The sequence below is a fragment of the Alteromonas profundi genome, assembly GCF_010500865.1.
Taxonomy (GTDB): Bacteria; Pseudomonadota; Gammaproteobacteria; order Enterobacterales; family Alteromonadaceae; genus Alteromonas; species Alteromonas profundi.
In genome coordinates this window covers 204,811-216,751 of sequence record NZ_JAAAWN010000005.1, presented here as the reverse complement: position 1 = coordinate 216,751, position 11,941 = coordinate 204,811, and the positions used below count along the sequence as shown (strand labels likewise).

General features: G+C 44.2%; 9 protein-coding genes. 3 read left to right on the top strand and 6 right to left on the bottom strand.

All coding sequences use genetic code 11. The features are described 5' to 3' along the window. Window positions 1-465 precede the first annotated feature (465 nt). From GTH32_RS05845 to GTH32_RS05830, 4 genes are all read right to left on the bottom strand, one after another. Entirely contained in the window at window positions 466-1,341 is an 876-nt protein-coding gene (locus GTH32_RS05845; RefSeq protein WP_163084302.1) for a PEP-CTERM sorting domain-containing protein, read from the bottom strand. A gap of 234 nt (window positions 1,342-1,575) precedes the next feature. Beyond that, window positions 1,576-2,670: a nitroreductase family protein gene (locus tag GTH32_RS05840; protein WP_163084301.1), complete on the bottom strand. Its 1,095-nt coding sequence runs from the start codon at window positions 2,668-2,670 to the stop codon at window positions 1,576-1,578. 18 nt (window positions 2,671-2,688) lie between these two features. Beyond that, window positions 2,689-3,555, bottom strand: coding sequence for a ThiF family adenylyltransferase (locus GTH32_RS05835; protein ID WP_163084300.1), 867 nt, complete (start codon window positions 3,553-3,555; stop codon window positions 2,689-2,691). Window positions 3,556-3,557: 2 nt separating this feature from the next. Then, entirely contained in the window at window positions 3,558-4,334 is a 777-nt protein-coding gene (locus tag GTH32_RS05830) for a PEP-CTERM/exosortase system-associated acyltransferase (protein WP_203565383.1), read from the bottom strand. 666 nt (window positions 4,335-5,000) lie between these two features. Between GTH32_RS05830 and GTH32_RS05825 the strand changes: the two genes are divergently transcribed. The 3 genes from GTH32_RS05825 (at window position 5,001) to GTH32_RS05815 (ending at window position 9,344) form a co-directional block, all read left to right on the top strand. Further along, window positions 5,001-5,645: a PEP-CTERM sorting domain-containing protein gene (locus GTH32_RS05825; RefSeq protein ID WP_163084299.1), complete on the top strand. Its 645-nt coding sequence runs from the start codon at window positions 5,001-5,003 to the stop codon at window positions 5,643-5,645. 72 nt (window positions 5,646-5,717) lie between these two features. Continuing rightward, window positions 5,718-9,077, top strand: a complete 3,360-nt coding sequence (locus GTH32_RS05820) for a hypothetical protein (protein WP_163084298.1) — start codon at window positions 5,718-5,720, stop codon at window positions 9,075-9,077. An 18-nt stretch (window positions 9,078-9,095) separates the two neighbouring features. Next, window positions 9,096-9,344, top strand: a complete 249-nt coding sequence (locus GTH32_RS05815; protein ID WP_163084297.1) for a hypothetical protein — start codon at window positions 9,096-9,098, stop codon at window positions 9,342-9,344. A gap of 12 nt (window positions 9,345-9,356) precedes the next feature. Here the strand turns inward: GTH32_RS05815 and GTH32_RS05810 are convergent, their stop codons facing one another. Beyond that, complete coding sequence (locus GTH32_RS05810; RefSeq protein WP_163084296.1) at window positions 9,357-9,959, bottom strand: thioredoxin domain-containing protein; 603 nt, start codon at window positions 9,957-9,959, stop codon at window positions 9,357-9,359. 181 nt (window positions 9,960-10,140) lie between these two features. Then, a complete protein-coding gene (locus GTH32_RS05805) occupies window positions 10,141-11,826 on the bottom strand; it encodes a response regulator (protein WP_163084295.1) in 1,686 nt (561 codons plus the stop codon). Window positions 11,827-11,941 lie beyond the last annotated feature (115 nt).

Below are 11,941 nucleotides of genomic sequence, written 5' to 3'. Positions count from 1 at the left end.
TATCGTTAAGAAAAATAAGAAAACCTAACGACGTAAGCAAAAGGCCCAGCAAATAATTGCTGGGCCTTTTCTATTACTCGCAACCTTCCCCTATTACCTCACTATGCAACGGTAGCCTCTACGCTACTCAATGGGCATAAGCCAAAAACAACTATCCTAAAACGCCGTATTTAGCAACGCGTAGGGTTACCTTTTTTAGGGGGATAAAGCCATAAAGGTTGGGGTGTAAACAAAGCTGACAATGTATGATGCGACTAGCTCCTACAGGGATGCAGAAACTAACCTTCACCTTTAAATCGCACCGGCGCTTAATCTATGGCTGCTACCAGCCACTATTTACACACAATAAAGCGTACATGAGGGCGACACCAAGCGGTCGTTTTCAACATAGGGGCATTGGTACGTAAGCATAAAAAACCACTTCGAAGAAGTGGTTTTACATTTAAAAATAAAACTCTTTTTGATTTATACGCGACGACGTCTCATGCGCGCTAAACCAAGTACACTTAACCCTAGGACAACAAGAGAAGATGGCTCAGGTACTGGAACAGTATCACCTGTAAAATCTGTATCGCCTTCTAACGTCTTACCGTCAGCGGTTGTGGTACCTGCTGGTCTAAAAGTAGAAGTGAATTGCAAATCTGCATACCCATCTACACCACCACCTAGTGACGCTTGGTCTAATAAGCTATTGGTATCAAAAGCATCGTTAGCCACACCGGTACCCGCGGACGTAGTCCCAATATCAAGTAAACCAGAACCGTTACCATTATCGTTGCCACTACCTATAGAGGTACCGTTACCAAACAGTGCTGCCATGTAACCAGCGGTAGCATCCCAGCTGGTATGCGAATTAGCACTTAACCAAAGGGTGCCATCTGTTGCATCAGCCATGGTAAGACTTGCAGGGTCGCCGAAGTCCATAATAGTACCCGTTGCTATATCATCAACGTACCAGTTAACCCAACCACCATCAAAAACAAAGTGTTGACTGGCAGGGTCGCTAAGATCTGACTCGGCTGCATTGATGGTAAAGCCACCAAAGGCAAAAGTAAGCTGGCAACCCCATTCACAAAATCCGTTGCCAAATTGCGAAGCGCTAAACCCGTTAATAGAGTTTATTTGCCCATAACCTGAAATGGTATCTTCGACATCATCACCGGTACCAAACACCCCGTCTGGACCTGGATCAATAAAGTTTTCCCACACTGAAGACCCAGCATCAAAATCTGCTCCTGCATCAGGGTCCCACGTAATTCCACCAACCGTAATAGGATCTGCTGCGGCATGGCCGGCAATCCCTAACACCGTGGCGGCTAATAAAAGCTTATATCGTTTCATAATAATAATACACCTTTCGTTAATATTGCCTAACACATGGTTAGAGCATTATCTTCGCTGTACTACTTAGGTCAGCTAAATCCTTGCTCGGTGGTAACTAAGCTTAATCTATGCCAACCCCGATACTTATATACTAAGTTACTGCCTACCTTACTTTTTTTTCGCGCGAGAAAAAGTGCAATAAATAGTCAAAACCAGCAGGTGTAAATTATTATGACAGTTTTTGCGTAAGCCTTATTTTTTAAGGCTATCAGCGCTTCGTCTACACGAAGTTGTAGGCGTACCCGCACAGCGACCAACGCGAAAAAACATAATGACCTGTTGTCCATTGGCCACCTCGCTATCCACATTGCGTTTGACATTACTTAAACGGGAAAGATACGGTTCTCCAACATCTGGTTTAGCCAAAGGCAACACCCCTGGGGCAGCATAGGGGTGAACAGATAAACCCAGCTGGGTTGCTTTAAGCCAAAATCTCAGCATTTGTTGCCCGGCCTTTATAATATCGATGCGAGACGTACTTTTTGTTGTCAGCACGCACATAGCGGGGGATAGCTTAAACGGCAGGGTAACTGAGCGCATGGCAATCATTTTACTGGTGCCAATTTTATTGAGTTTTTGCATAGTTCGCCACGTTGCCATAAGACGAAACATAGGCCTTGCAATAGGCTCAATACTTAACATCGCGGGAGTCATGCCTTTATCCGGCGCCGGTTGGTCAAAAACGATAGTTTGAAATAGCTCTTGATGTAAGCTTGCGCACTCGAAACGAATTTGCTCGGCTTCTTTTATGCTCGGCAAAAATTGTGCAATCGCGGCCTTGTCGGTATATACATTAAGTGCGTAATCTTTATCATTCACCGCGCCGGCTAACGCAAGACTTTCGCTCTCAGTTACGGGGCCTTTATAGGGAAAACGTCTATCAGTACAGCGAGCCTCAATGTACGAGGCGAGTTCCCTGTCGCTCGCGGTTTCATCAACGACTTTTTTATTCGCTTTTTCATTGGGGAGCGGGGGCGTATTACTGGCAGAGGAAGTAAATACCAAAGTAGCGATTTTTTCGCTTTCATCGCTTGGGCAATACACAATTTCTGCATTTAATTTACTTTCAAGTGCTTTTAAACGAATTGACTCAATGACACAACCAATAGCGAGATCAGTGAGAATAAACGTTTTATCCGTGGCAAACCCACTTAACTCTGCGTCCCGCCAGATAGATAGCTCAGATGCATTGTCCCACTGGTATTTCCAAGGTTGAGAATTATCTGCAGAAGGGGCTCGTATACCAGCGTCAATCAGCGACGCCTTTTGTTCATCACTTAATATCATCTTGTGTAGCCTAGGTTATCAGATGTTAAACGCAGATTTAGCGTTGGCAAGCGCTTCAAGAAAGCCAGGGTTATCCGCCCCGCCCTCTAGGGAGGTGATTTCTGTTTTATTTAGATAGGGGTCCCAGTGCATGCCTTGAGGTGCCACAATTAAATCGCCCCGATTAAGCAATATTTTTACCGCGTAACTAGCAGCTACGCCAGCACACAAAGTGCAGCCAATAATCGTAGAAGGCCCTTTCTTCGCTTTAAGATCTAAGCGAGAGGCATCGACAAGATACGCCGATTGCATAGCCGTAGGGGCTAAGCCAAGATAGAAGCGTAAATATAGCTCTGTTTCGGTTTCTGCCTGGGAAAGGCCGAAATAGTCTTCAAAGGTCATTTCACCAGGCATAAAACACAAAAAGGCCGTACCCATACCAAGAGGGGCAGCGGTTACCGCGGGAATTCCTCGTTCTGCACATTTAGAAAACACCAACCGGCGCGCATCCATTGCGAAAAAGTCTAAGCTATCCACGTAAAGATCAACGCCGTCAAGAAAGGCATCAATATTGTTAATATTAACCCCATCTTCAAAAGAGTTAATAGTAGCGGTAGGGTTAATATCTTTTAGCATTGTTTCCATTACGCCTACCTTCTCTTTACCCACGGTAGACATCGTGGCCCCAACCTGCCGATTAAAATTCTCCACACCAAATGTGTCAAAATCAGCTAGCTGAAAGTTACTTATCCCTAAGCGTGCTAAAGTAAGAGCATGAATTCCCCCGACGCCACCACTACCAGCAATTGCAACCCGTTTACTGCGTAGGCTAGCCTGTTCGGCTTCAGTAAACCACCCGATATTTCTTGAAAAAGCAGTTTCGTATTCAAACTCTGCGGTAGCCATTATTACTCCTTAGTGAGTGGTATAACTGGGTACAGAATGAGTTGTTCGCGCAGCTGATTCTCTACCAATTTAAATAAATTGAGCATCTCGACGTTGAGTTTCGTGTAATAGTCACTTTGGTCAAGAACAAACAAGGCGCGGGTGCCGTGATAGTCTAGTTCGCAACCACATTGCTTAAAATGCAACCCTAGGCGACGTAAGCGCTTGTTTAATCTTGGCTCTACAACCACAAACATATGCGGATGATGACACATATTTACCAGTGCAATAACGCCTAAGTAAAGCCCTATAGCAATATTGGGAAAGTTTCGTCTGTCTTCATCGGTGAAAATATCCGGTGAAGAGGCAACGTTTTCATTAATAACAAATGACTGGTTTTTCTCCCCAACCCTTCGCCTAAATTCCGCGGGTACCGCTAATCGCGAAATTTCGCCAAACGTGCCCCGGGTGAGGGTGGACGGATCTATAACCTCTTTATTAACACTCTCTAAACAGTGTAACTCAAAGGGTAATTTTTTTGTTAGGTCATGAGGTGGCGGCAACACTAATCGCGCAGTACCGGCATAATGTCCCGTTCGCTTATGTTGCAGTAATAGTGCAATAGAATACGCATCGCATTCATCGGTTTCCATACCGTCGGGTCGCGTGGGTTCCCATCCAAGTTCTTCACTGTATACTTGATGGCGGATTCGGTAAGATTCTTGTTTTAATTCAGGCGTATTTGCCACTTTAAGCGAGAAATATTGCTCAAAGTTTTCGGCGACTGTCATATGATCCATATCTTAGCTCCCCTCGGCTTGACAGGGAGTATAGGACGAATTCACGCTCTCTACTACCCCCCTACGAACGCGTCGTTAAGCCAATAGTCATGCATACTAGGGCGTATTCGCTGGCTAAATAAACCCGTTTTCTGGCGCAAAAACGTACCCTGTTGACGCGCTTAAAATCCACACTAATATTGCGTGTAGCACCCGTAAGCACTGCTTCACACAATGTAAACTCACGCTACAAAATAGGACATTTCTACTACAGCTTCAGCAGACGATAAATTCAACGAATAGCCGCATAGTAATTTGTGTTTAAAATAAATATAGCGAGGGGATATTCTCGCAATTTATTTGGCTCTGCAACCCGTTGTCAGCATTACTTACAATCTCATTTTGTGGATAGATTTAGTTTATCCACAAGCTTCGTTTTAATAAAAAAACTTTGGTTATACCTACTTAGCAACATTTAGCGTGTGACGAACACACTTTGGCAAACGCTAACCCTTCCTAGAATTGCTCAAAACCTGTCAGATTATTTAACACTTACTTCTCACATGTCTTTGCATAAATTTTAACCTTCGGTAACGCTTAGCTTTTTTGAAAAGATAATTTATGGCTTATTAAATGCTATACAAACGCTTGCTTGATGTGTAACAAAAAACTAACAAAGGAGTGAACATGTCACAATCTAGCAGAATCTCAACCCGCTTAACGTCCCGACACTGGCTCTTTGTCGTCGGGTTCATCACCCTTCTCTCTACTAACGCCAATGCCACCCTTCTAAATTCAGACTTTTCTGCTGGGTTTTCTGGCTGGTTTGGTGATTACACTTATTACGACATATCTGAAGACAATAATATAGACATCCTTGGAACGACAACCTTCCCAACTGAACTCTATCAGCTTAACGGTGGAGGGTCGGTAACCTTAATGACAGCACTCTACCCCACTGGGGATGACGAGGCTTGGTTTGTCAGCCTCTTTCAGAGTTTTGATGTAGACACGTTACTCGCGCCTGGCAATCAATTGCTATTGAGTTTGGCGGTGGTCGGGGCCGGCGATATTCTCGGCGCCCAATTAGTTAGTGACGATCTTTCTAAAACACTCAACCTAAATGGCGGGGGAACTTTTGATATAACGGATTGGGCGGGTATAAGCGCAACCATTACTTTTTATGTTGAAGACTTTGATACTTTTCTAGGAGATAGCTTAACGATATCTAACTTAGCCATTACCCAGGTTACCCGTGATGTACCTGAGCCTTCAATGTTTGCGCTCCTTGCGCTAGCAGGCATCTTGGCACTGCGTAGAAAACTAAATTAATTGCTAAATAAGCTCGACATTGACTACGGGAAGTTTGCGTGTCTCGATGTCCACATTATCGGAGATATGGACATGGTAAATCCACTAGGAAATACCCATTACTTTGCGCTGACAAGGATGTACCGTCAGCACGCTACTTTTTTTACTATAGTACTTTGGAGTGTTTTACTTTTAAGTGCACTTATAAGTCATTCTGCCACGGCTCAGTCATCGGGGAGTTGGGAGCCGGTCGAAAACGTGACCATAGAACAAGGCAGCCGATTCTATGATCGTAACAGTCGCTTATACTTTACCGACAACATGGTAAGTATTGAAGGTGATACCACGGCCTTAGCTGATCTGCGACTGGTAGTCACCGACAGCACTACTGCGGTTGATAACGCAGAAGGTATGATGGACGGCCTGCCCTATTTCACCATGAACGATACCTCAGGCGCACAGCGAATATTCTTTGCTCGCTCTCGAGGCGCGTTCAGTTACACCTTAGCGGTAATGCAATTCACCGAGGAGGTTACTGATAGTGACAACGATGGTGTACCAGATAATGAAGACATATGTCCGCTTGACCCTGACAACGATGCCGATAGCGATGGTATTTGTGGTGATGTAGACGTATGTCCCGCCGATCCTCTTAATGATGCAGATGAAGATAATATCTGCGACAGCGATGATTTTTGCCCTGGTGATGACACTAATATGTGTATTCTCGTATCAGGGCTGGTACTAGGTAACGGCTCTGCGTTAGAAAATGCGAGTGTACAGCTTGGTCTTGGCGGTACAACCTTGTTTACCGATATGGATGGTAGCTTTTCTGGGGCTGTGGGCCCAGATACCCTGAGAAATGATGGGAGCAGTAATTTCGTTCCAATAACTATTAACGCAGGTGGTTTTTCTACCGGTAACGTAAAAGTTAAAATGGAGGGTGACAATCGTGACTATAGTATTACGGTAAACCTACAGCAAGTATCTGACATTCTTGACGAATTCGATGATGTCACTGCTGATGGTGGCGTGGTTATTGTTAAGGAAGGTAGCCCTGTGGGCTCACTTGAAATCCCTACCGGCTCTTTACCTGATGGCGCTACTCAAGTGGTAGGTACTGTCACCTACCTTAACCCAGAAACCGATGATTTACTGTCATCGCCAGGGGGTGATTTACTTGCGCTTCCCGAAGGTGCAGATCCGAATGTTGATGATCCCGTTACGTTAGAGTCTTTCGGCATGATGGAGTTTAACCTTCAAGATCAAGACGGAAATGAAATTTCTGAATTAAATGGCCCTGCCGAAGTGTGTATGCGTGCCACCACAGGCCTCGTTGAAGGCAATACAATTCCCTTATGGTATTACGATGAAGAACAAGGCCTATGGATTGAAGAAGGTGAAGGCGAAGTTGTCGAACGAGACGGCGAATTGCTTATTTGCGGCAACGTTGAACACTTTACGTGGTGGAACTACGACCAACCTATTACTACCCATTCCTGTTTGCGCTATGAAATGCGCGACGAGACTACGGGTGAGTCGCTAAACAACCTAAACTGGTATGCCGAAGGTGCAACTTACAATGGCTCTTCACCTGCTCGCGGTTGCGCTAGTGGTAATGACGAATTCGACGCCTTTACGGTTAAAATATCGATGCCATTAGATGAACAGAGTATTCGTGTCTATACGTTCTTAGGAGGTACTAAGTTTTATCTGGCTTCCGATGCAGACAGTACTTACTCATTAACTACGTCAGTTACCCAGGCAGCTAACTTCCCTACACCGACTGAAAATGGTAGTTGTTTAACCGGTACGTTAAGCGGCGCCTGCTGGTTGCTAGATTACCAAGATGGTGTAGCGGATGGCATATTACCTATAGATTTGTCTAATATTAATCTTCCCCCCGTTATTACAGAGTTTGCGTTAAATGAAACGTTTTTATTAATGGGCGAAAGCATGGGTTTGTCGGTGACCGTCACCGATCCCGAAGGTGAAGATGTAAGGTTAGACTGGCAAACAAATTGCGGTTATTACGGTGATACTTCTTTAGGTAGCATCGATAACACGCCGCAAAATGGTATCTCAGGAACCCACTTTAGTAATACGTTTACTGCGCCAAACTCGCTGTCGTACCCTGTGGAATATTGTCAAATAGAATTAACAGCATCAGATCCGCAAGGCGCAGAGACAATTGCCAACCGCTGGATAACCGTGGCCTCTAGCTTTGAATACGAGGTTAACGGGGTTGTTTACGGTACAGATGGCCAACCTACCCCCTTTATTGATGTGCAATACTTTAATTGGGATTGTGAGGAGCTAAACCAAACTGCAACAACCAATGCGTCGGGCGAATTCTCCTTTTCTCTTAATTTACAGCGTTGTGATTTGGATGGCGACCAGCAGTATTACTCAACAGGCGCCGTTATAGTTTTCTTCGAAAAAGACGGTGTACAATGGGCGCAGGAGCAGTACCTTGACGACTTCTATAATGGTGGAATAGATATTATACCCAGCATACAAGCTGCAAGCGCTTCCTCTCAAACTAATGGTTGTAGTATTGCCGATGATGGCTCGACATCTTGCTACCTTGATATATTCCTGCCTACATTATGGTCATCGCTTTCTGGCGATATTGTGGACAACCCCTTCGTGTCCGAAATTGGCTTAGAAATTAGTCTTTATTCATTTGAAGAGTTTTCCAACGGATCTGGTTATGTATGGCTCTATGACTATATACCTATGCTTCCGACTGACACGAGTTACGGCCCTATACCTATACCAGTGAGCACGGGTGAAATTTATCTCTACGGTGCCACCGCCGATGATCCTTCAGCAAACCGTTATTACGAGTTTGACATATGGAGCCAAAATCCAACAGAACGTGATATAGGTGACTTCGATGAAGCCCCTGTGGAAATAACCGTTCTTAATACTAGTGGTGATGCTGTTACAGGCGCAGATGTTGAAATTGCAAGCTATACCGGCGGCACAAATGTGGTTGACTCGGGTAATACTGATGCTAACGGAAGCGTAACTCTTTACGGTGGACTTGGATATACCAATGGAAACGTCTTCGATTCAGTGCTAGGTAATCGCTATTACTTCTCTAGCATTCTGACGCGCTGGGATGAGCCGCGCATAATAGACATTAACGGTATTGAGCAATGCAACGTTAAAGTAACTGTTTTTGATGAGGTTGGAGAAGTCGTCGAGGGCTTGGTAGTGCAGTGGTTTGGCGAGAATAGTAGTGGTAACAGTACGCCAACAGACAGCAACGGTGAGGTTACTTTTAACGTACGACCTGGTTACCTTAACATCGAAGCCTATGACGGCCCTTATTTTTATCGTTTTGTAGAGATAGGCCATTGTCGTTTGGAAGGGGGGTTACCAAGAGCAATAGACATTGATATTAGTTCTAGCCGCGCCCCCGTGTATTATTTAAACATCTTGTAACCTTAAGGAGAGATAAAGATGAAGATGCAAACACTATCAGCCCTTGTTGCCCTAGGTTTACTCTCCACTTCGGTGATAGGGGAAGAACTGACGTTGCCGCAAGAGCCCCAAGTGACAGCCGAGCAACAACGTATCGCTCTAGCTAAACAAAAACATGAGCAAAGGCAAATACGAATGGCTGAGCGTGAGGCCCTTATCAACCAGCAACGCGAGAGAAAAAGAGCAGAAATAACGCAGAAGATAGAAAGCAGAAAAATTGTAAAATAGCCTTTGCCAATCTTAAAAAGCCGCTTCATCACGTGAAGCGGCTTTTTTTATACTTGCTTCAAGAGCAGCGCTAGATTGAAAACCTTGTAGTTTCACTTGTATTCCGTTCACCTGAATAATCATACCCGGTGTACCCACGAAGCTGGCATCTTGCTGAGCAAACCGATTAACTTGAACAAAGTACTCGCTCGTTTGTTTTGCGGTTAAACAATGTTCTATTACCGCTTTGTCTATATTCGGAATTTGTAGACTAATACGCATTGCAATACCTTCAACGTCGTGTAGAGAAGGAGGTAACGCGTAAAACTGTTGATTGAACTGTGTAAAAGCACTGTTACCATAATGCGTACCCACACAATAGCCTACTTTCGCAAAATGCTGAGAACGTATATTGTTACTAGGCCACAGCCAGCTAACCCACCGTATTGAGTTAGCATTGCGGTTAACAAGCCGTTGCATTACCGTTAATTGTTGCCGACAAAATCGGCATTGGTAATCCATATATGTATGTATGACAACATCAGCGTTTAACACGCCACTGCTCTGCCATGGGCTAGGTGCTATGGGTAAGCCTATAGATGAAGATAGTAATACGGCACTAATTGCGACGAGCACAGGCAAACTCCTGACGATACTATAAGCGGCGAAACCTACTAATACTCTAGAACGCCAGGCTGATAGAGGCAATATTTATTATTTTACTTTAGTCACACCGTAAGCGCATTGGGTTTAACACTAACAACACAAAACACTATTCTACGTGTCATTACATGTGCCGCCTAACCCTACACAACATTTAGCGAGTAGACTTTAATAGTGCCGACGTATCTTCATCATCTTTCGATGTTAAGTCTATACCGAGGGCCTCTACATACTGGTCACATTTTTGTCGCTGTGTTGGCGAGAGCCTTTCGCGAGTGAGTAGCTTTGCAGCGCGAGTGACTACTTTGATTTGAGGAGGCGTAAGGGGAGCCTGCAGGCGAAGCTGATTAGCCACCTTTAACAGACTAAGGGCTATTTGTTTATCCTTTGGCGCAATCGTAAGTGCTTGACGCAAGTTGTTATAAGCAGGTTGCAGACGGTTTTCCTTATAGTTTACCGTCGCCATATGCTTTAATTCTTTGGCCGTAAATTGTATTTCGGTACGCTCTATAGATTCCTGCTTTAAATATTCATCGACCACTTGAGAAGAGAATGTATCTCCCTCTATTTGCTTACGCAACTGCGCAAGAATACTAATGCAATGTTCCTTCATGCCTAATTCGTGAAAAGCTTTCATTTTGTCGAGGTTGTCATCCATCGACATTCCTTTTGAATTAGCCGGAATAGAGGACATTATAGATTCAGCGCCTCGCTTATCATTTTTTAAGCACAACACACGCGCCTTCGTAACAGTGAGCTGCTCACCCAATTCTACTTGCATATGACTTTGCTTTGCTAGCTCTTCAAGGTGCGACTCTGCTTTTACAATATAGTTGTGGCTTTCAGTGCTTCCTAGGCTACTGGCCAAATCTATCGTTGAGCGCACCACATTCAGCGCTAATTGCGGAGAGTCATGAATTGAATTTTTAGCAAATTTCGCCATATTCTGCACAGCCACTAACTGCCCCACTTTGTCGTGGGTTAATCGGGCTAAATCGCATAACCGCTTATTTCGTTCAATATTGCGCGGGGCTAACTTACTGGCTTGCTTAATTTGTTCGTAGGCAAGTTCAAACTGCTCTTTTTCTATAAAGTATTGCGCTAGTAGGTCGTAAGTAAGAAAACGGGTATCCGCCCGGTTTAATAAATCGTCTACCAATAATTGCGCTTCTTCTAATGCGTCTTGTCGTAACAAGGACTTAGCTAAACCTATATGTACCCATGCGTGATCCATTGATTGCAATAATTCACGGTAGTAGCTTTCAGCGCGCTCGAAATCGCTAAGTTGTATCAGGCATTCACCAATTAAGCGCTTAATACGAGGATGGAAATCTGTAAGCGTAGCGTCTTGGAGTTGCCGTTCTGCATAGTACATAGCAGTGGCGTACTCGCCTATTTGCATGCAGTAAAGCATTTTATGAAGCTTATAACGCGTTTGAAGCAAATAGCTAAGACGGGATTCGATACTTACCCGCTTGAGGGGCTTAACCCAGAAATCATCGGGTTGTAATTCAACGATACAATTAACCAATTCCGGCGATGTTTCTGCGCTTAGGAAGATAACCGTTGTAGTTTCATTGATATAGTTTAAATGTTTGAGTTCTTCAAACAAATGAAAGCCATCTTTGTCGTGACTAACATTAAACGCCAGCAAAACGAAATCGAAATGGATCTTTTCACATAAACGCTTAGCATGATATGCATTGTGCGCATTACTTACATGCTTAATGCCCATATCAAACAAGGCGGAAGAAATCACGTCATGTACAAGTCCTTGGTTATCGATAACCAAGAAACGTAAATCTTCAACAGAGGTGGGGGATGGAATTTGTACTGACATTTAACTCATCACTTTTACTGCTTATCCCTAAGGCATATTATGGAGCTTTAATCGTTTTTATATATTCTATGCATCCATTGCAACACAAGCCATACTACAACATACCCTACTGGTA

Coding starts and splice junctions, on each gene's coding strand:
- GTH32_RS05845 (WP_163084302.1), bottom strand. CDS start 1,341: ATGAAACGATATAAGCTTTTATTAGCCGCCACGGTGTTAGGGATTGCC.
- GTH32_RS05840 (WP_163084301.1), bottom strand. CDS start 2,670: ATGATATTAAGTGATGAACAAAAGGCGTCGCTGATTGACGCTGGTATA.
- GTH32_RS05835 (WP_163084300.1), bottom strand. CDS start 3,555: ATGGCTACCGCAGAGTTTGAATACGAAACTGCTTTTTCAAGAAATATC.
- GTH32_RS05830 (WP_203565383.1), bottom strand. CDS start 4,334: ATGGATCATATGACAGTCGCCGAAAACTTTGAGCAATATTTCTCGCTT.
- GTH32_RS05825 (WP_163084299.1), top strand. CDS start 5,001: ATGTCACAATCTAGCAGAATCTCAACCCGCTTAACGTCCCGACACTGG.
- GTH32_RS05820 (WP_163084298.1), top strand. CDS start 5,718: ATGGTAAATCCACTAGGAAATACCCATTACTTTGCGCTGACAAGGATG.
- GTH32_RS05815 (WP_163084297.1), top strand. CDS start 9,096: ATGAAGATGCAAACACTATCAGCCCTTGTTGCCCTAGGTTTACTCTCC.
- GTH32_RS05805 (WP_163084295.1), bottom strand. CDS start 11,826: ATGTCAGTACAAATTCCATCCCCCACCTCTGTTGAAGATTTACGTTTC.